The sequence below is a fragment of the Mailhella massiliensis genome, from assembly GCF_020741395.1.
Taxonomy (GTDB): Bacteria; Desulfobacterota; Desulfovibrionia; order Desulfovibrionales; family Desulfovibrionaceae; genus Mailhella; species Mailhella massiliensis_A.
This window is the reverse complement of record NZ_DYZA01000154.1, coordinates 1-18,784: the sequence shown is the minus strand read 5'-3', so window position 1 is coordinate 18,784 and position 18,784 is coordinate 1. Positions and strand designations below refer to the sequence as shown.

Annotated in this window: 27 protein-coding genes and 1 pseudogene; 26 read left to right on the top strand and 2 right to left on the bottom strand. The window is 59.9% G+C overall.

Translation table 11 applies throughout. The annotated features are described in order from the left end of the window. Positions 1-179: 179 nt before the first annotated feature. The gene (locus tag K8W16_RS07675) at positions 180-464 is read left to right on the top strand and encodes a hypothetical protein (RefSeq protein ID WP_304122563.1); all 285 of its coding nucleotides are present in this window, start codon (positions 180-182) and stop codon (positions 462-464) included. Next, positions 461-670: a hypothetical protein gene (locus K8W16_RS07670; protein ID WP_273523949.1), complete on the top strand. Its 210-nt coding sequence runs from the start codon at positions 461-463 to the stop codon at positions 668-670. The genes K8W16_RS07675 and K8W16_RS07670 overlap by 4 nt, the downstream gene beginning before the upstream one ends. 47 nt (positions 671-717) lie before the next feature. Here the strand turns inward: K8W16_RS07670 and K8W16_RS07665 are convergent, their stop codons facing one another. Together K8W16_RS07665 and K8W16_RS07660 are read right to left on the bottom strand one after the other, a co-directional pair. Continuing rightward, positions 718-1,098 (bottom strand): BrnA antitoxin family protein, encoded by a 381-nt coding sequence (locus tag K8W16_RS07665; RefSeq protein ID WP_204224236.1) that lies wholly within the window; start codon positions 1,096-1,098, stop codon positions 718-720. Beyond that, on the bottom strand, positions 1,085-1,354 hold the full coding sequence (locus K8W16_RS07660; RefSeq protein ID WP_077072249.1) for a BrnT family toxin: 270 nt from the start codon (positions 1,352-1,354) through the stop codon (positions 1,085-1,087). The genes K8W16_RS07665 and K8W16_RS07660 overlap by 14 nt, the downstream gene beginning before the upstream one ends. Positions 1,355-1,688: 334 nt before the next feature. Between K8W16_RS07660 and K8W16_RS07655 the strand changes: the two genes are divergently transcribed. The 24 genes and pseudogenes from K8W16_RS07655 to K8W16_RS07540 all read left to right on the top strand — a co-directional run. Then, positions 1,689-1,925, top strand: coding sequence for a hypothetical protein (locus tag K8W16_RS07655; RefSeq protein ID WP_304122562.1), 237 nt, complete (start codon positions 1,689-1,691; stop codon positions 1,923-1,925). Positions 1,926-1,927: 2 nt separating this feature from the next. Next, positions 1,928-3,424, top strand: coding sequence for a phage portal protein (locus K8W16_RS07650; RefSeq protein WP_304122561.1), 1,497 nt, complete (start codon positions 1,928-1,930; stop codon positions 3,422-3,424). Continuing rightward, on the top strand, positions 3,414-5,474 hold the full coding sequence (locus K8W16_RS07645; RefSeq protein ID WP_304122560.1) for a prohead protease/major capsid protein fusion protein: 2,061 nt from the start codon (positions 3,414-3,416) through the stop codon (positions 5,472-5,474). The genes K8W16_RS07650 and K8W16_RS07645 overlap by 11 nt, the downstream gene beginning before the upstream one ends. 17 nt (positions 5,475-5,491) lie before the next feature. Next, positions 5,492-5,845: a DUF2190 family protein gene (locus tag K8W16_RS07640; RefSeq protein ID WP_304122559.1), complete on the top strand. Its 354-nt coding sequence runs from the start codon at positions 5,492-5,494 to the stop codon at positions 5,843-5,845. A 4-nt stretch (positions 5,846-5,849) separates the two neighbouring features. After that, positions 5,850-6,395: a glycoside hydrolase family 108 protein gene (locus K8W16_RS07635; RefSeq protein ID WP_304122558.1), complete on the top strand. Its 546-nt coding sequence runs from the start codon at positions 5,850-5,852 to the stop codon at positions 6,393-6,395. Next, on the top strand, positions 6,392-6,712 hold the full coding sequence (locus tag K8W16_RS07630; protein ID WP_304122557.1) for a hypothetical protein: 321 nt from the start codon (positions 6,392-6,394) through the stop codon (positions 6,710-6,712). Before K8W16_RS07635 ends, K8W16_RS07630 begins: the two co-directional genes overlap by 4 nt. Continuing rightward, a complete protein-coding gene (locus K8W16_RS07625) occupies positions 6,709-6,912 on the top strand; it encodes a hypothetical protein (protein WP_304122556.1) in 204 nt (67 codons plus the stop codon). The genes K8W16_RS07630 and K8W16_RS07625 overlap by 4 nt, the downstream gene beginning before the upstream one ends. A 120-nt stretch (positions 6,913-7,032) precedes the next feature. After that, positions 7,033-7,488, top strand: coding sequence for a hypothetical protein (locus K8W16_RS07620; RefSeq protein WP_304122555.1), 456 nt, complete (start codon positions 7,033-7,035; stop codon positions 7,486-7,488). Beyond that, positions 7,488-8,201: a hypothetical protein gene (locus K8W16_RS07615; protein ID WP_304122554.1), complete on the top strand. Its 714-nt coding sequence runs from the start codon at positions 7,488-7,490 to the stop codon at positions 8,199-8,201. The genes K8W16_RS07620 and K8W16_RS07615 overlap by 1 nt, the downstream gene beginning before the upstream one ends. Then, positions 8,198-8,539 carry a hypothetical protein gene (locus K8W16_RS07610; RefSeq protein WP_304122553.1) on the top strand — a complete coding sequence of 114 codons (342 nt, stop codon included), beginning with the start codon at positions 8,198-8,200 and terminating at the stop codon, positions 8,537-8,539. The genes K8W16_RS07615 and K8W16_RS07610 overlap by 4 nt, the downstream gene beginning before the upstream one ends. Then, on the top strand, positions 8,529-8,852 hold the full coding sequence (locus tag K8W16_RS07605) for a MazG nucleotide pyrophosphohydrolase domain-containing protein (protein WP_304122552.1): 324 nt from the start codon (positions 8,529-8,531) through the stop codon (positions 8,850-8,852). The genes K8W16_RS07610 and K8W16_RS07605 overlap by 11 nt, the downstream gene beginning before the upstream one ends. Then, the gene (locus K8W16_RS07600; RefSeq protein ID WP_304122551.1) at positions 8,849-9,457 is read left to right on the top strand and encodes a hypothetical protein; all 609 of its coding nucleotides are present in this window, start codon (positions 8,849-8,851) and stop codon (positions 9,455-9,457) included. The genes K8W16_RS07605 and K8W16_RS07600 overlap by 4 nt, the downstream gene beginning before the upstream one ends. 1 nt (position 9,458) lies before the next feature. Then, positions 9,459-9,635 (top strand): DUF2635 domain-containing protein, encoded by a 177-nt coding sequence (locus K8W16_RS07595; RefSeq protein WP_304122550.1) that lies wholly within the window; start codon positions 9,459-9,461, stop codon positions 9,633-9,635. Then, positions 9,635-11,107 carry a phage tail sheath subtilisin-like domain-containing protein gene (locus K8W16_RS07590; protein WP_304122549.1) on the top strand — a complete coding sequence of 491 codons (1,473 nt, stop codon included), beginning with the start codon at positions 9,635-9,637 and terminating at the stop codon, positions 11,105-11,107. The genes K8W16_RS07595 and K8W16_RS07590 overlap by 1 nt, the downstream gene beginning before the upstream one ends. Positions 11,108-11,119: 12 nt before the next feature. Further along, positions 11,120-11,491, top strand: coding sequence for a phage tail tube protein (locus K8W16_RS07585; protein WP_294559721.1), 372 nt, complete (start codon positions 11,120-11,122; stop codon positions 11,489-11,491). Continuing rightward, entirely contained in the window at positions 11,491-11,766 is a 276-nt protein-coding gene (locus K8W16_RS07580) for a phage tail assembly protein (RefSeq protein WP_304122548.1), read from the top strand. The genes K8W16_RS07585 and K8W16_RS07580 overlap by 1 nt, the downstream gene beginning before the upstream one ends. Before the next feature lie 117 nt (positions 11,767-11,883). Further along, positions 11,884-13,506: a hypothetical protein gene (locus K8W16_RS07575; protein ID WP_304122547.1), complete on the top strand. Its 1,623-nt coding sequence runs from the start codon at positions 11,884-11,886 to the stop codon at positions 13,504-13,506. A 1-nt stretch (position 13,507) separates the two neighbouring features. Next, complete coding sequence (locus K8W16_RS07570; RefSeq protein ID WP_304122546.1) at positions 13,508-14,686, top strand: DNA circularization protein; 1,179 nt, start codon at positions 13,508-13,510, stop codon at positions 14,684-14,686. Further along, a complete protein-coding gene (locus tag K8W16_RS07565; protein WP_304122545.1) occupies positions 14,679-15,797 on the top strand; it encodes a phage baseplate assembly protein in 1,119 nt (372 codons plus the stop codon). Before K8W16_RS07570 ends, K8W16_RS07565 begins: the two co-directional genes overlap by 8 nt. Beyond that, entirely contained in the window at positions 15,794-16,396 is a 603-nt protein-coding gene (locus K8W16_RS07560) for a phage baseplate assembly protein V (protein WP_304122544.1), read from the top strand. Before K8W16_RS07565 ends, K8W16_RS07560 begins: the two co-directional genes overlap by 4 nt. Before the next feature lie 86 nt (positions 16,397-16,482). Further along, positions 16,483-16,950 (top strand): phage GP46 family protein, encoded by a 468-nt coding sequence (locus K8W16_RS07555; RefSeq protein ID WP_304122543.1) that lies wholly within the window; start codon positions 16,483-16,485, stop codon positions 16,948-16,950. Next, complete coding sequence (locus K8W16_RS07550) at positions 16,947-17,990, top strand: baseplate J/gp47 family protein (protein WP_304122542.1); 1,044 nt, start codon at positions 16,947-16,949, stop codon at positions 17,988-17,990. The genes K8W16_RS07555 and K8W16_RS07550 overlap by 4 nt, the downstream gene beginning before the upstream one ends. Continuing rightward, positions 17,990-18,607 carry a YmfQ family protein gene (locus K8W16_RS07545; protein ID WP_304122541.1) on the top strand — a complete coding sequence of 206 codons (618 nt, stop codon included), beginning with the start codon at positions 17,990-17,992 and terminating at the stop codon, positions 18,605-18,607. Before K8W16_RS07550 ends, K8W16_RS07545 begins: the two co-directional genes overlap by 1 nt. Next, positions 18,594-18,784, top strand: a pseudogene (locus K8W16_RS07540) (hypothetical protein); the annotation flags it as partial. The gene K8W16_RS07545 and the pseudogene K8W16_RS07540, both read left to right, overlap by 14 nt.

Below are 18,784 nucleotides of genomic sequence, written 5' to 3'. Positions count from 1 at the left end.
GGCTATTTTCATGCCCTGCGCCTGAAAAGCAGCGGCATATCTATCGGCTATTTAAGGCCGGGAGTAGGCTAATAGAATACCCTTCGGGGGAATAGGCCTGGGCGTTCATAGACGTTTTCGAGCTCCCGGCCTTTTGTCATATCCGGCAAAGGCCCATCGAAAAATCTATGAGGTGCCTTATGAAGTTTGAATCCCTGGAAAAGTGCGGCGGCAAGTGGTTCTCATCGCTCGACCGTTCGGCCCAGAATGCCGTAACGGACCTTGGTTACTACATCTACGTTGACCTTGAGAACCTGCAGACGCGGTTGCGTACGCTTTCCGAGCTCACGGGCCAGCAGAGTGAGGGGCTGCCCATTGCCGACATGGACGGCCTCGGACTCATCATCGGGGACTACGCGGAAGCTCTGGACGCCGTGATAGAGCATTTTCGTGATATGCGTTCCGCCGGGAGGGTATCGGCATGAAGAAGCTCTCCCTTGACCTGAACGCGGAAGTGGAACGCCTGCGCAGAGTAAACGCCCGCCTCATGACCGCCGTGCGCCGCGGCCGCGAAGACTACGCGGAACTGCTGGAAGTCTCCCATGCTTCCATAGACTACCTGCGGAGGGAAGTCGCCGCCCTTGAAGCCGAAAACCTCAACCTGAATATCCGCCTTGGCTCGGTGAACTGATACCGATAAAACGAATCCCCCGGAGCTTTCGCTTCGGGGGATGTTTTTTAGAGGCCCATGGCTATGGCCTTGCGCAAAACCTCTTCCATTCTTACCTGCCAGCCTTTGCCGGTCTTGCGGAAGTGCTCCACGATGTCGGCATCAAATCGGGCGGTAAACTGAATCTTCGGGCGCTCCGACTTCGGGCGTCCGCGCTTTTTCAGCAGCGCTTCCGCCACGTCCGCCGGGAAAATCTCCGGCAGCACCTCATGAGCAGGGCGGGCCGAAGCCATCATTTCTTCCGTCAGTTCGGGGGCGGCATCGGGGTCTTCATGCATGGCCCTGGTGATTTCCTCGTCGCTCATGGGGCGGCGTGCTCCGTCAAGGCGGGGCAGGCGTTCCAGCTCTTCGGCAGAGTAGCTCACGATGTTTTCTTCAGGATGCTTCATATTTCTTTCTCTCCCGACTGTTGGCTTTTCTGTAACTGATGATTCGCAGATTTTTTCCCCGGAGGGTAAAGGTCAGACTCATGAGCCTGCCGTCATCCCTCAGAAGAAAGGCATTATATCGGACTTCGCCATAATCCTGCCGGTCATCCTGCTGGATGATGGCAGAAGTCCAATCTAGCAGCACAACATCGGCAAAGTCTTCACCGTGTTTCTCCAGATTGATTCTGCGTTTGTTTTCGTCCCACTCGTATTGCATGGAATTTATATAACAACAAAAATATGGCAAGGTCAATATTTGTAGTTATAAAATTTGCTTGTACGAGGTGAACGGCACGGCCGGATGACGCAATGGTAACGAGGCGTCGCGGAGCTGTTTTACCCCTCTTTGGAGGGGCTTTTTTTGCCCGAAATTCTGCCGTAAATCGTCCGCTCTTAAAAACGTGTCAACGGTAAATATAGGTCTTTTACCGGTATATAAGGGTCTTTTGACGGTATATGACGGTATATACCGACACCCCCATTTTTCGGGGTTACGCTTTTTCCCATGTTCGCGGGCACCATGCCCGCGGAAAAAACATGGGGCAAAAAACATGACCTATACCTGGTGCGAACTGGAAGAGCTGCTTCTGGAAGACATGGCTTCCGGCGGCTTCGGAAAAGTCCAGAGCTACAGCGTGAGCACGGCGGGCGGCTCCCGAAATTTCAGCTACCGGACGCTCTCTGAGCTGAAGGATCTGCTTGCCTATGTTCAGAGTCGCTGCGCCATGGAGCGCGGCAAGGTTCCCTATGTGGGCCGGACCTGCGCGGGCAGTGCCGGGAGGGCTTGAGCATGGGCGTGCTTGAGAGCATACGAAGCTGGCGCGTGCGTCGCGCCCGTGCGCTGCTCAGAAGCTGGGGTTACGACGGTGCTTCCCTTTCGGAAGCGAACGAGTGGCACACGGTTAACGAGCAGATCAACTGGCTCATAGGTCGGGCTTCTCCGCGCCTTCGGGCCCGTGTGCGCGATCTGGTGCGCAACTTCCCGCTCTTTGCCCGCGGCGTGAATGTTTATACCGCCTACATGGTGGGCCGCGGGGCCCGCTTCCAGTCGCTGGCCGTGCATCCCGACGGCTCTCCCGCCTATGAGGCGCGCCGCCGCATAGAGGACAGGTTCCGCGCATGGATGGAGCAGGATGCCGATATCTCCGGCGGCCTGCATTTCTATGAGCTTCAGCAGCTTTTGTGCCGCCAGATCATGGAATGCGGGGAAGGCTTTTTCACGTTCTGCCGCCGGTCTCACTACCATGTGTCGCCGCTTGCGCTCATGCCCATAGAGGCGGATCGCCTCACGGAACTGGGCGGCGGCCGGGATACGGAGCGCGTAGGGCATTTTGCCGGTGTGGAATACGACAGGCTCACCGGGGAAAAGCTGGCCTATCACATCATGAACGACGGCTACAGCGCGGACGTGACCCGCGTGCCTGCCGACGAGATGCTGCACATTTACCAGCACCTGCGGCCCGGTCAGCTTCGCGGCGTCACGCCCTTTGCCCCGGCCATACTCACGGCCCGCGCCATGAGCCAGTTTGTGGAGAGCGAACTGGACGCGGCCCGCAAGGCCGCCAAGTACCTGGCCATAGTGACCACGGATCAGCCGGACGTGTACCAGGCGGCGCGCGGCATTGCCGGCGCAAAGAAGACGACGCAGGGCACGCCCATAGAAAGCCTGGAAAACTCCATCATCGAATACCTGCGCCCCGGCGAAGACATCCGCTTTGCCGAAGGGGCGAGCCGTCCGGGGGATGCCTTCGACCGTTTCAACCGCTTTGCGGCCCGCATGGTGGCCGTGAGCATAGACGTACCCTACGAGGTGCTTTCCGGCGACTACACGGGCATCAATTACAGCACGTCCAAGGCCAGCCGCGGCGACGCCGTCATGCTGCTCAAGCCCCATCACTTCATGCTGCAGAACCGTTTTTCCATGCCGGTGTTCCGCCACTGGCTGGATATGGAAGCCCTCACGCAGGATTACCTGCCGGGGTACTGGCTGGGCCGGGAAGGGTATCAGCGCTGCATGTGGATACCTGCGGGAATGCCGAGCGTGGATCCGCAGCGTGACGGCCGGGCCGATATCGAGGCCATAGCCGCAGGGCTCAAGTCTCCGCAGGAGGCCATTCTCGGCCGAGGCGGCGACCCCGAAGAAGTGCTCGATCAGCTGGCGGAATGGCAGCGCATGGCGGATGCGCGCGGCGTGACCTTCGGCCAGGTATCCGAAAGCCTGAGCAGCAATCCGGCGGCGCTGGAAGATCAGCCGGTAACCATGAATGGAGGCGACAATGCCGAATAAACGAACGGACATTTTCCATGCGTCCAGCCGCTCGGTCTCTCTGGGGCGGCGTGGTGCGCCTCTTTCCCTCAATGAGGCGGAGCGCAGCGTGGAGTTCACGGCGGCTACGGAGCAGCCCGCCATGGTGTGGGACTGGGAACGGTGTGATTTCGTCCCCGAAGTGCTGCGCATGGACGGCGTGATATTGCCGGCGTCCGGCCAGGTGCCGCTTCTGGACACACACGACAGGGCAGAAGTGGCGGACATTCTGGGCAGCATGACCGACTTCCGGGTGGAAGGCGGTCAGCTTATAGGCCGTGCCGTGTTTTCCCTGGTGGAACGCGGAGAGAATGCTTTTCAACTGGTGAAGGAAGGCCACCTTACCGATGTTTCCGTGGGATATCGCGTGCTTGCGTCCACCTGGGTTGAGAACGGCGCCACGGCCACGGTGGAAGGCGTGGAATATACGGGGCCCCTGCGGGTGTCCACATCCTGGGAACTTTTTGAGGTGTCGCTCTGCGCCGTGGGCGCGGACGATCGGGCCAAGGCCCGGAGTAAAACATTTGCCGATGGAGGCGAGAGAATGAACAAGACCCCTGAAAGTCGGCGTTTTGACGCTGCGGCCGCGCAGGAACAGCTGAATACCGCCGTTACGGCGCTGAACGCACTGGCTGAGGCGCTTGCAGAACCGGAAGAAGAGAAGACGGATGAGTCCGCAGAAGAAAAGGAACCTGCGGCCATACCGGAAAGCCCTGCGGGTGAAGGCGACGGCCGAGCCTGCGAGCCGGACGACAAGACCAGAGAAAGCGCCGTGGAAGAAGAACGCGCCCGTATCATGGAAATCTCTGCCATGTGCCGCGCGCACAACATGCCCGCCAACATGGAGGATGAGATGATCCGCAAGGGATACAGTCTGGACAAGGCCCGTGCGGCCGTACTTACCCGCCTTGAAGGACGGAGCTCTGCCGCCTTTGCCCGTGTGGACGTAGGCCGTACCGAACAGGAAAAAGTGCGTGAGGCTGTTTCCCACGGCCTGCTTCTGCGTTGCGGTGTGGCGGAAGGCCGGATCAATAACGGCAAGCTTGCCGCCGGCGCCCGTGAGTTTTCCGGCATGAGCATGCGCGAAGTGTGCCGTGAGATGCTCATGAGAAGCGGACAGTCCACAAGCGGCAACGTGGTGGAAATGGTAGGCCGTGCGCTCTCCACCACCGATCTTCCGAACCTTCTCACCGATACGGCCAACCGTGTGCTCATGGACGGCTGGGAATCGGCGGATAAGCAGTGGCAGGTCTGGTGCGGCCTGGACTCCGTATCCGACTTCAAGGAACTCACGCTGCTGGACTTTGCGAGCGGTGACGATCTGACCCTTATTCCCGAAGGCGGCGAATACCAGAACGGCCGGGCTGCGGAACACGCGGAAAGCGTGAAGATCGAAACCTACGGCAAAATCTTCCCGCTTACCCGCCAGGCGATCGTGAACGATGATTTGGGCGCGTTTGCCCGCATTGCCCGCAATCACGGCGAAGCGGCCGCCCGCATGGTGAACCGCCTTGCCTGCCGCGTGCTCACCGCCAACCCGACCATGGGCGACGGCACGGCGCTTTTCCATGCGGATCACAACAATCTCATAAGCTCGGCGGGCGGCGTACCCACGGTGGAAAATCTCGGCGCCGCATTCCTGAAGATGCGTACGCAGAAGGATCTTCTGGGCAACCGCATACAGATCCGTCCTCAGTTCTTCATTGCACCTGCCGCACTGGAAACCGGAGCGGAAGTGTTCTTCAACTCTCAGCTTATCGGTACGCAGGCGCAGCCCAACCAGGCGAACATCTACGCGGGCAGCGTGCTGACCCGTGTGTATGACGCGGAACTGGACGACGTTTCCGCCACCGACTGGTATCTGGCCGGCCCCAAGGGCAAGACGGTGACCATCTTCACGCTGAACGGTGCGACGGCTCCTTACCTGGAATATAAGGAAGGCTGGCGTGTGGACGGTGTGGAATACAAGGTGCGCCTTGACGTGGCCGCCAAGGCCGTGGCCTGGCAGGGCCTGTGCAAGTCTGCGAGCTAAAGGAAAGGAGAGAGAACATGCAGAACAAGATTCAGGGAACCCATCTCGTCATTTACGCGCCGTCGTCCACGCCTGTGAAGGGCGGCGACCTCGTGAAACTGGGAGACTCTTTTTACGGCGTGGCGGTGAATGACCTTGCTGTGAATGAAACCGGCATTGTGGATACGGACGGCGTTTTCGAGCTTCCCAAGGCCACCGGCGCCGTTACCCAGGGCGCGCCGTTGTATGTCGGCAGCGACGGCAAGGTGACAGCCACGGCGACGGACAAGGCTTATTGCGGCCGGGCCTTTGCCGCTGCCGGCGGTTCGGATGCCACGGTCAAGGTCATGCTGAACTTCGGCGTGGACCCTTCGGCCTATAACGCGGGCTAGTCGTATGGGTTGCTTTGAAAGAGCCCATGCCTTCGTGGCGCGCATGGAGGGCGGCTTTGTGGACGATCCCGCCGACCCCGGCGGAACCACGAACTACGGAGTATCCCTGCGCTTTCTGAAAGCGCAGGGCCTTGAAGTCGGGGACATCGACGGCGACGGCGACATAGATGCCGACGATATCCGTGCGCTTACTCCGGAGCGTGCGGCGGGAGTTCTCCGCCGCGCGTTCTGGGATGTGTTTCCGCTCGATGCCGTGCCGGACCCTCTGGCCATGGCCGTGTATGACACGGCCGTGAATATGGGAGTGGGGCAGGCCAAGAGGCTGACGCAGAATGCTCTTTTTATAGAGGCGGACGGCCGCTGGGGCCCGCTGACCTGGGCGGCCGTAAAGGCCTGTTCTGATCCCAAGGCGGCAGCCCTTGCCATGGTAGAGCGCCGCCGGGAGCGTTACGCGGCGCTGGTGCGGAACAACCCCGATCTGAGGAAGTTTTCCCGCGGCTGGGAAAACCGCATGAAGGCGCTGGAAAAAGAAATAAGGAGTGCTGTGTGAAGACTCTTTTTCTGATGGGGCTGATGCTGCTCTTTGTCGCAACGGGGGCCATGGCTGAGGAAGCGGTGGAAGAGGCTCCGCTGGGCGCGGACATTGTGGCTGTATTGCTCACGTATCTGCCTGCTTCCTGGGGCGGATGGGTGACTCTGGTGGTGACGGTGTGCGCGGCCATAGCAGCCTGCTGGCCGAGACCTTCCGACGACGCGAATATCTTTGTCCAGATTCTGTATGCAGTGGTGAACGCCGTGGGCTTCAATGCGGGCAAGGCGCAGAACGCCGACGATGCGGCTGCCCAGGTGCGAAAGGGCCGGGCGTGAGCCGTGTCACTGAAATCCTTTATTTTCTGCTCTCCCTTGGGGTGCGTCTTCTGGAGCGGCTGGATGAAAAGAAAGCTGAGGAGTTTCGTGCTTCTGTGCTTGCTGATCCTGCCGGCGAGTGGGTGCGCCTCATGGGAGGGACGGACAGAAGGGGAAGCTCTGGAAGCAGCGCCGACAACACCGGGAGCGCTGGTCACTGAAGGCTGGTCCTACGTTCACGGCGGAAGGGTAGTTGCTGAAGAAGGTACATGGGTTCACCTGCCCGCAGGGGAAGCGGGAAACCTCCTTTTGTGGGTGAAGCAGGCGGAGGAGAAATGCCGATGAACGACCTGGGAAACGAGTCCCGCCATGCCGCCGAGTATCTGGACTGGTTCCGGGGAATATGGCCGCTGGCGCTTCTGGCCTGTGTACTGGCCTTCCTTGTGGCGGCCGGGCACATCAAGCGCAGTTACCGCCAGCGTAGCCGTGGGCAGATTATCGGTAACATGCTCTGGTCTGCGCTGGTGACGGGCTTTCTGGCCCTGGGGGCGGTGGCTCTGCTGCCGCTGGTGGCTCCCGAGCCGACCAGGGGCATGGAAATAGGTGTGGTCATCTTTGTCTGCGTGTTCGGCGTCAAGGGCATGGACGTGGTGCTTCGCCGATTCATGGGCCTGTCGGTGGTGGACCTCATGGACCCGGCGGACATCAACGACATACGCCGGGGAATGTCTCCGAGGCAGCAGGAAGAGCATGCCAGGAACTGTCCCTTCCGCTGTGGGGATTGCAGGAGGCGGTGATGGCTATGCAGGCGGGACCTGTGCGGGAGCACGGAGGGCACTACAAGAGGCGCTACGTCCATATCCGTACGGCGCAGAATTTGAATCTGGACATGGACCTGTACCTGGCCGGGGAACTTTCGGCAAGGAACCTGGCGCTGAAGGCGAAGGAGTTTACGGCGGTACAGGCCAATGCCGTGAACACGGCGCTGACGTTCATGCAGAAAAAGATGCTGGCCATGCTGACGGGCCGGTATGCAGTTTCCAGAAAGTTCTTTTCCCGCTGGTTTTATCGGCGCAGAGCCGATGCCAGGAAAGGAAAGGTGATCGGCCTTATTCGTGCATCGGGCCCGAGGTCGGTTCCCATAGAGGATTTTCCTCATGAGGTGAAAGGCCCGACCTACACCAAAAGGGGAAAGCTGAAGAAGCGCGGCGGACTGTATGTAAAGATCAGGCGTGACGAAGGAGTGAAGCTGGTGGAGGGGGCGTTCAGCTGGTCTCCGCATGGTGGAGACCTGTACTTCGCGCGCAAGGGGAAAAAGCGTCTGCCCATTGAACGCAAGTTTACTACGTCCGGTCTCGAATATCTGGTGAATGAAGAAAACCATGACGGCCCCGAGGCCCGGGAGATGAACCGGGAGGGGATGGTCTATCTGCAAAAGGAACTGACGCGCCAGCTCGACAACCGGCTGGCCAAAATAGCCGCCCGCATGGCGGCAAAGGGCAGCTCATGAACATTCTGGATAGACTGGATGCAGACATGAACGCCGTGTTCTCCCAGGAAGACGGCATAACTGAGGCCTGCGTTGTGGAGAACGTAGCCCTGCGCTGCTTTTACGAATACCCCACGGAAGACGTGCAGCCCGGCTCCGCGCGGCTGGCCACGCCTGTGCGTGCGCCGTATGCCACGCTGCTGGTTTCGGAGGTAAAAGCGAAGCTCGGCCGCAAGCTGAAACGCGGGGATGTGCTTACCGTTCGCGGCAAGGCGTTCCGCATCGAGGTTATCCGGCCCGACGGCATAGGGGGCCTTGTGTGCAAGCTGAAGAAGCAGGAGACGGGCAATGACTCTTAATGAGTTCCAGGACAAGGCGGAGACCTTCAGTGAACCGTACTTCGACAGCGTGGACCACTGCGCAATCGTACTCGGCGAAGAAGCCGGGGAAGTCCTGGGCAAGGTGAAGAAGTGGGGCAGGGACGCCGGATTTGATCGAGATTCTCCTCAGTTCAAAGGCATAAAAGATGAGCTTGGAGATGTTTTCTGGTGCGTGTCGCGCATGGCGAAGCAGTGCGGCTGGACGCTGGAAGAAATAGGGCAGGACTGCTGCCGGAAGCTTGCCGATCGTAAGGAGCGTGGAGTGCTCCATGGAGAAGGAGATAGCCGATGAGCGCCGATGTTATGGGCACATTGCCGGCGCATCCGCGTACGGCACTTCGTCAGTCCGTGGGGGCGCTCATTGAAGCGGCGGGCTTTTCCGGCCGCGTGTACTTGAATCCGGAAGAGCCCTGGGATGCTCCCTCGTTCCCCAGCGTGGGCGTGTACGTCATGAGTGAGCAGGCGGCGGAAAGTGATCTCTCCCCGCGGCCGGACAGCCGGGAAGCCGAGCTTGCCGTGGACATTCTGGAAGCCGTGCGTGGCCATGACCTGCCCCTCGATGACCGCATAGAAGCCCTGGAATTTCTTGTTGCCCGGGCACTCACCTTTGAGGCCGTGGACAGGGAGTTCACCGCCCGCGGCGGACGGCTGGAAGACTTTGAATATTCCGGCATGGAGCTCGGCAAGGCTGACAACGGGGAAATCACCGTTGCCTGCCTCACGCTCACGTTTACGGCCTTTTACCGGATGCCGCCGCGTGAGGGGACAGTGGACCTGTTCCGGACCGGATACATCGAATGGGATCTTGCCGACGGGGTGAATCATCCCGACGGCCGCAAAGAGGCAACGGACATAGTCACCCTTCCGCAGGATGGGGACGAAAGCAAAGGAGAATGACATGCAGCGCGAACAGATGTTTGTGAAGCCTGCCCCCGGCCGCATGGTGCGCGACCCGTCCACCGGTCTGCCGCTTCCTGAAGGCGGCGCAGTGGTGGAAAAGACGCAGTTCTGGCTGCGGAGGCTCAGGGACGGAGACGTGGAGAAAATCCATGAGGAAAGGAAGGAGACGGAATAATGGCCATATCGTTCAATGAAGTGCCCCAGGGCATTCTTGTGCCCGGCGCCTATATCGAGTTCGACAACAGCCAGGCCATGCAGGGTGCCAGCCTCATGGACTACACGGCGCTTATCTGTGCCCAGATGCTGGAAGGCGGAACGGCGGAGCCGCTCAAGGCCTACAGTGTGACCAGCGCAGAGCGTGCGGCGGAGCTTTTCGGCCGCGGCTCTCAGGCGCATCTCATGGCCGGCGCCTTTCTTAAGAACAACAGCTACACGAGTCTCCGCATGATCGGCGTGGAAGATGGAGAAAGCCTGACGAAGGCCACGGGCTCCATAGCTCTGGAAGGTACGGCGACCGTAGGTGCGCCTCTGTATCTGTACATCGCGGGGCAGGCCGTGTCCGTACCCTGCGCCACCGGAACAACGGCGGCCAATCTTGCCCAGGCCGTGGCGACGGCGATCAGCGCGGAAGCGGATCTTCCCGTTACCGCCCAGGCGAGCGATACCACGGTAACGCTCACGGCAAAGAACGGCGGAACGCTGGGCAACGAGATGGATATTCGTGTTGCCTACTACAATGAAACCATGCCCGAAGGAATCAAGGTCACGGTTACGGCCATGAGCAAGGGAGCCGGTCAGCCGGACGTGGATGACCTTATCGCGGCGTGGGGCGACAACTGGTATCACGTGATAGCCTGGCCGTGGAATGACCGCAGCAGCCTGCGCGCCCTTGAAGCGGAACTTGAAGACCGCTGGGGCCCGCTGCGTCATATCGACGGCGTGGCGATCACGTCCAAAGCCGGCACGTTTTCCGATCTTCAGGAGTTCGGCAGCGGGGAAGACAAGGGCAACTACGCGCATATCTCCATAGTGGAAGCCTGCAAGACTCCCACGCTTCCCTGTGTCCGTGCCGCAGCCGTGGCCGCACTGGTAGCCTATTACGGCAACAGCGACCCGGCGCGTCCGTTCCAGACGTTGACCATATCCGGCGACCTTGCGCCGGCGCAGGAAGACCGTCTTACGCTTGAAGAGCGCAACCTTCTGCTGAAGGCCGGTATAGCCACAACGGTGACCGATGCCGGCGGCAATGTGACCATCGAGCGCATGGTGACCAACTATCTCACCACGTCCACCGGCGCGGCGGATACCAGCTATCAGGACGTGAACACGCTGCTGACGCTCTCTTACCTCCGGTATGATTTCCGGTCCCGTATTCTGCGCAAGTATCCCCGTCACAAGCTGGCGGGCGACACGGAAACCATAGCGCCGGGACAGGCGATCATGACCCCGAAGCAGGGCAGGGCGGAAGCCGTGGCCGCCTTCCAGGACTGGCAGGAACTCGGCCTTGTGGAAGATATCGCCAAGTTCAAGGCTGGCCTTGTGTGCGAACGCAACGCCACGGATGTGAACCGCCTGGACTGGCTTATCACTCCCGATCTCGTCAACCAGTTCCGCGTGGCCGCGGTGCAGATTCAGTTCCGGCTGTAAAGGAGCATCATCATGGCAATAGGCAACCGCCGTGCGGGCCGTATTTCCTTCAAGGTGGACGGTACGCTTTATGAGGCAAAAGGCAGTTTCAGCTACAACCTTGGCCTTGACGTAAGAGAGGCCATTATCGGAGCCGACGGCGTGCACGGCTACAAGGAAACGCCGCAGGTATCCTATATCGAGGGCGCCGTGACCGACAGGGAAGACCTTGATCTGGAAGCTCTTGTCGGTGCGGATGAATGTACCGTCACGCTGGAGCTCAACAACGGCAAGATCATCACGCTTTCCCGGGCGTGGTTCGCTGGCGACGGTACGGCGTCCACCGAAGAAGCGGAAATCCCTATCCGTTTTGAATCCAAGAGCCGCGCTCAGGAGGTGAAGTGATGAACGACGTTACTCCCGTCACCGTGACGCTGAACTATCCCGTACAGTTCGGGGACGAACTCGTTACGGAACTGAAGTTCACCCGCCGCGTGCGTTTTTCAGACATGGTCGACGCTTCGGCCGGTGCCCTGAGCATGGGGGACATGGCTCGTATCATCGGCAGGCTGACCGGACAGGACAGACAGGTCATCATGCGTCTGGAAGGGGACGACATTGCCCGAGTCATGGAGGCGGCCACGCCTTTTTTAGGGAGTGGCCGGACGACTGGCGAATAGCCGCAGGCTTTCTTCTGGCGGAGTGTCACACGCCGCCGAGCGAGATTATGGCCATGACCGGCCCGGAGCTTCGTTTCTGGGCCGGATGCCTGGCCGCATACGGAAAAGAGAAGAACCATGGCAAAAAATAAAGTCTCCATAGATTTTGTCATAGGAGCCTATGACAAGTTCTCTGCTGGGTTCGCCAAGTTCAACGCAAAGCTTGAGTCGGCGACCGGAGCCGTGAGTCGCATGCAGGCGCAGGTTTCACGGTTCAGCCAACGGAGCGGACTGAGCAAGGTTGCCGGCGCAGCTGGTGACGTTGCCGACGCCGTTGCAGGGATAGGTGACGGTGCCATGGAGTCCCTTGATCGTCTGACAGGCGCTCTTGGTAAAATGACGCTTCTTTTGGGCGGTGCATCCGGCGGCATGCTTGCGCTTGCCTCTGCTACGGCAGAGCAGGCGCAGGCTGCCGAGCGTTCGGCCGTGGCCCTGGGCGTGAACGCCAAAGACTTGCAGAAGCTGCAATACGCCGCATCCACTGTGAACGTGGAAGCGGAGAACATGACCGACATCCTTTCCGATCTTACGGAAAAGATGGTGGAAGCCGGAGACTCGGACGACCTTGCCGCCATGTTCAAGGCACTGGGCGTCTCGGTGAAGAACGCCGACGGCACGATGAAGAACTCGGCACAGGTGCTCATGGAGATAGCCGACGCCTTTTCCGGCATGCAGGACGGCGCGGTGAAAACGAAGCTGGCCATAGAACTTATGGGCGATGAAGGCCGCAAGCTCATTCCTGTGCTCAATAAGGGTGCCTCCGGACTCAGGGAGCTGGGAAAAGAAGCGGAGCAGGCGGGCATGGTGTTTGATGATACGGCCCGCAGTGATGCCCGGCGTTTTCAGGAGTCTCTGAGTGGTGTGGGAAACCAGGTGGCCGGTCTGCGTAATGCCATAGGGCGGCAGCTCATGCCGGTATTCACGCCCATCATGGAGAAATTTGAAGGCTGGCTGAGGCTGAACAAGGGGCTCGTTGCGGTAGAGACCGGAGAGTGGGTTCAGAAAATAGCGGATAATATCCCTGCCTTTCTGGACGGTGCGGAACGCTGGCTCTCTACAGGCGGAAAGGTTCTCGGCTGGTGTACGGATTTTATCGACCGGACCATAGGCATGGAAAATGCCCTGAAGCTCGTTGCCCTGTATATGGGGACGCCGTTTATCCGGTCTCTGTTCAATGCCGGCAAGGCCGTGGCAGGCTTCGGGCTGGCACTTTCCACCAATCCCATTGGTGCATTCATTACCGCCATAGGGCTGCTCGTGGCCGCCGGATGGTGGCTCTATAACAACTGGGAAGAAATTTCCGCCGGCATGAAGAAGTTCTGCACGGAGATAAAAAACGCGGTCCAGGGCGTGGCCGACGTACAGGATGCGGCCGATCTGCACGGCATAGACCTTGAAGACACCGATGCACTCATGGATCCAGAAAACGCCCGGATACTGGCGGAAGCCGCCAAGGGAGGCAGTCGGGAAGCTCAGGCGGAACCGTCCATGCCCGAAAGCACAACCTCCGGTTTTTCTGATCTTGCCCGCTCCGGAACGGTATCTTCTGAGACGGTGCGCAAGGAGGAGAAGGAAGTAACGCACAAGGTGGAACTTATCGTTCCTGCCGGTATGGAAGCCAGGGTGGATCGACAGGCCAGCGATGCCGTCACGGTGAAGCGCGATAATATGGGCTACGGCTGGGCCTTTGCGGGAGTGTAACATGGCGCAGGCATGGAAACTTCGCATACAGCAGGCGTCCTTCCGGGGAGTGCCGTTTCAGGTCTACATGGCGGGCGGAGAACTCGGCCGGTCCACGGCGCTGCATGTGTTCCCCAACGGCTCGGCGCCGTATCCGGAAGACATGGGCAAGGCTCCTCAGTTCTATGACGTGCAGGGATTCGTCTCCGGATCGTCCTACATGGCGCAGCGCGACGCTCTGGAAGCCGCCTTTCAGCAACCCGGGCCGGGCACTCTTGTCCATCCGTGGTACGGCAGCCTGTACGTTGCTCTGGCCGGACCCGTACGTACCCAGCACAGCGCGGCAGACGGCGGTCTCTGGCAGTTCCAGGCACGCTTTGTACGGGTGGAAAAGCCCGGCGGGCTGACGGGCTCTCCCAACCTCATGGACTCGGTATCTGCGAGAGTGAAGACGGCGGCAGAACGTGCGCAGGCTCTGGCCGATTCCGTAGGGCAGTACATGGACAAGGGAGCCTGGGTGGTTTCGCAGATAGAAACAGCCGCCGGCGTTTTCATCAGCAGTGTGAAAAGTGTTCTGGCCATACCGGAAGGACTCTCGTCTCTGCCCGGGCTTGTCGGCACTGCCGGCTGGCTCACGGGCATGATTTCTTCAGGAAGCTTCGGGGCTTCCTGCTGGGATATGATAGAGACCGGGGTTGAAAACCTGCCTTCCGGCTCTGGTCCTGCCGCTCTGCTTGATCTGGTGAAGGTCGCTCCGGAAGTGACGGTAAGCGCAGCCTTCGGCACGTCCCGCAAGGCGGCGGCTGAAGGGCAGAGTGTCATGGCCAACGTACAGCGGCAGATGTGTACGGCGGCAGCCTGTTCCGTGGCGGCCGGCTATACGCCTTCCACGACGAAGGAGGCGGGGGATCTTCAGGCCGCTGTTCTGGACGCAATAGACGCCGCCCAGATGGAAGCCGATGATGAAACCTTTGCCGCGCTTTCTGATCTTAGGACAGTGACACTCCGGGCCATGGCGGAAAAAGCCCGCACGTTGCCCGACGTCATCAGTGTGACGGAAACACAGGTCATGCCCTCGCTGGCCGTGGTGTGGCGCTGGACAGGAGGTCTCGGAGCTGAAGAGGAGCTTATTGTACGCAACGGCCTGCGTCATCCCGGTTTTGTGCCGGGCGGCCAGGTATTGGAGCTGATCGATGGATGATATCACCTTGACCGTGGGCGGCGTGGACTGGACGGGGTGGGAGTCCTTGCAGGCAACCCGCAGCGTGGACGCCATGGCCGGGGCGTTTTCTCTCGGCCTTGCGGATCGCGTGCAGCACGGCGGCTCGTCTCTTCCTCTGGCTCCTGGCATGGAGTGCGTGCTTTCGTGCGGCTCCGATACTCTCGTCAGCGGTTTCATCGACAGCGTTTCCCAGTCTCTCGATGCCGGAAGGCACGGAATAACGGTATCCGGAAGGGACAGGAGCGCGGATCTTGTGGACGCATCCGCCGTCCACATGCCGGGCAGCTGGAAAGGCGCGTCTCTCATGGATATCTGCATGGCACTCTGTTCCCATTTCGGGATAGCCGTGACACTGGAAGGCAATCAGGGGCAGCCCTTTGCAGCGTTCCAGATACAGCCCGGGGAAAGCGTGGCGGAAGCCATGCAGCGGCTTTTGAAGCAGCGTGAGCTTGTGGCCATGCCGGACGGCAAAGGTGGTATCAGGCTGGCCAGGCTGGCGCAGGAAACGCTTTCGTCCGTCTTGGAGGAAGGGGTGAACGTGCTTTCCGCTTCTGTGACCTGTGACGCTTCCGAACGGTTTTCCGAATATATCGTCACCGGTCAGAAGCAGGGAACAGACAAGGAGTTCGGCAAGGCGTGCTCCGTCAAGGCCAAAGTCACAGATGAGCAGATACCGCGCTACCGTCCTCTGGTCATTCGAGCCAGTCAGCAGGGTGGCATGGCCTATATGCGCCAGCGCGCCCAGTGGGAAATGACTACCCGGCGGGCCGACGGCACTTCCGTCCAGATCACGGTGCAGGGCTGGCGCGACAGTGCCGGCAAACTCTGGGCGCCCGGTGTGCTGGTGCCGGTCCACGTTCCTACTCTGGGGATATCGCAGAGTCTGCTTATTGGAGAAGTCACTTGGACGCGGGACTCCGGGGGCACCACCACGCAGCTTACCCTGAAAGATCCCGCCGCCTGGCAGCCGGAACCGGAAGAACCGAAAAAGAACACGGGCTCCGGCAGCAGCACCGACTGGGACCTGTACGTCAAACAGGCGGAAAAAGCCAAAGCCGAAGGGCAGAAGGTCCAGGAGGTCATGGTATGAGCCGTGACACTATCATGGAAAGGGTTCGCCAGCTCATGCGAAACGGCGTATCCCGCGCCGTGCTCAATGTGGTGGACGATGACGGCAACATGCAGCGCGTTCAGATATCTCTGCTGGAAGATGAAGTCATCGACGACGTGGAGCGTTTTCAGGACTACGGTTTTACATCTGTTCCGGAAGAAGGAGCCGAGGCCACGGTGGTATTCGTGGGGGCGGATCGTTCCCACCCCATTGTGGTGGTGGCCGATGACAGACGCGTGCGCAAGAAAGGCCTGAAGCCCGGAGAAGTCGCCGTCTATCACAAGAACGGCGACTTCATACACCTGAAGAACGGCAACGAGATTGAGGTGAAAACCACCACGTTCAATGTGAACTGCACCACGGCCACGCTTGCGGCCAGCTCCGAAATGACGCTGGACACACCGCTTGTCACGTTGACGGGCCGCCAGCAGACCACGGGCGAGAAGTCCGGCGGCGCGCCGTCCACCTTTGCGGGCGGTCTGGAAAACACCGGCGGGGAAATCATCAGCAACGGCGTGTCCCTGGAACATCATACCCACCCGGGCGACAGCGGCGGGACCACGGGGGAACCTCAATGACGGAAAAGCTCATCGTCTGGTGTGTGGTTGTGGTGAGCGTTCTTCACATTATCCATTTCATGCGGGGCGGATAGATGGACATTTTGATGACTCAGGACGAACAGGGGGCTTTCGATTTGTCTCTGAATAAAAACGATCTTGTGGGTGACGATTCTCTCGGGACGGAAGTCATGGTCTCCCTGTTCACCGACGTCCGGGCGGAAAAGGATGAGCTTCCCCCGGAGTACGCCGATCCGCGCGGCTGGTGGGCGGACGTCCTGCTTGCACTGCGGGGAGATGAGCAGGGAACCGGCTCGAAACTCTGGCTTCTTCGGCGGCAGAAACAGCTGGAATCCGTCCTTGTACGGGCGGAAGCCTATGCGCGGTCCGCGTTGCAGTGGCTGATAGATGAAGGACTGGCAAGCGCCGTGGAAGTAACGGCGGAAAATCCCTCCCAGGGCGTGCTCGGCCTTCGTATTTCCATAGCCCGGACAAGCCCGTCCGTGGTGCAGCGCGTGGTCGACGTGTGGCAGGTCAACATTTCTGAAAACTCCATAACCATGGAGGCGGCATGAGTTTTTCGCGTCCTTCTCTTTCGACGCTCCGGTCCCGGATCGCGGCGGACGTGTCCGGCCGTCTTCTGGACGGCGCTCCGCTCAGGTCCCGCTCAGTTCTTTCCGTACTGGTGTATGTATGGGCCGGGGCCTGTCACCTGATGTATGGGGCCTTGCAGTGGTATTTTTCCCAGTTCTGGATAAAGACGGCGGAAAAGGAATATCTGGAGCGCAAGGCGTCCACCTGGGGAATCACCCGCAAGGCCGGCGCGCGTGCCGTTGGAACCGTGACTTTTTCCGGTTCCGGCCTTGTGCCTGCCGGCTCCGTGCTCAGGAGCGACTCCGGCCTGCTTTTTACTGTGGACGCTGATGTTTCCGTGCCTGGCATAGGGAATGTTACCGCATCGGCAATAGGCAGTTCTGGAAATCTGGAAGCCGGAGAGACGCTCACTCTGGTGCAGGCTGTGGCCGGCGTTTCCGGTTCGGCTGTGGTGAACTCTCTCTCCGGAGGCGTGGACGCAGAAACGGATGAAGAGCTCCGTGCCCGGCTTCTGACAGCGTTGCAGGCTCCTCCTATGGGGGGATCGGCCGCAGATTATGTGACCTGGGCTCTGGAAGTGCCCGGCGTTACCCGTGCCTGGTGTTATCCGCTTTATCTCGGCCTCGGCACCGTGGGGCTGTCCTTCGTTTGTGACGGCCAGGAAGAATCTCCGCTTCCGGATGAGGAAATGGTGCAGCGCGTCCAGGACTATATCGACGCACGCAGACCCGTGACAGCTGATTTTCTGGCCTTTGCACCGCAGGCCCTGAAAGTGGACATCTCCCTGAAGATATCTCCCAACACGGAAGCCGTGCGCAACGCGGTGAAGCAGGAGCTTGCGGACCTGTTTGTCCGTGAAGGCACTCCCGGTGTGACTATCCCTCTGTCTCATATCAATGAGGCTGTGAGTATCTCCGCTGGTGAAGAGGATCATGTGCTGGTTTCCCCCACGGAAAACATCGTTCCTGAAAACAATGTCATGCCCATGCTCGGAAACGTGACCTTTGCGGGGGTGGACTGATGGCCGCCCATACCGCAACCGAGTACGCCGCCATGCTGAGAAAGCTGCTGCCGCGCGGCGTTATCTGGACCGCGTCTCCGGAGTCCAACCTTGCCCGTCTGCTTACTGCGTTCGGTGCTGAACTGGCCAGACTGGAAGGCGATGCGGAACGATTACTCCGGGAGCTCGATCCGCAGCAGTCGCTGGAAGCTCTGGAAGACTGGGAAGAGGAACTCGGCCTGCCGGATGAATGTTCTCAGAATGGCGCCGGCGTGGCCGTCAGGCGTGACGCCATAGTCAAAAAGCTTCAGCGCGGCGGCTTCATGAATGAAGCTTATTATGTCGAGCTGGCCGGCTCTCTGGGGTATGAGGACGTCGTTGTATCCCGCGTGCGTGAGTTTCGCGTGGGCGTGTCGCGTATGGGGGACAGGCTGAACGATATCCTTTTTCATCATGTGTTTTTCGTCTCCGTACCTTCAGGTGGACAGATACGGGCGTTTCGCACGGGAGAGTCCGGAATGGGCGAACGTCTGCGTACGTGGGGCGACGATTCCCTGGAATGTATTTTGAACCGGCAGAAGCCTGCACACAGCAAGGTTTTTGTCACCTATCAAGGAGTGGAAGATGCAAAGAATTAAAGCCTCTGGTGTTGTATCGGTTATGCCTCCCGCCCAGGAAAATTCCTATGACCCCGGCTACTTTTCCAACGGGAATCCCGCAACAGGCGAGCTGGCAACCATGATGACCGCTGAGTGGTGCAACGGCGTGCAGGAAGAACTGATTAACGTTATTTCCAAAGCTGGACTCACTCCGGA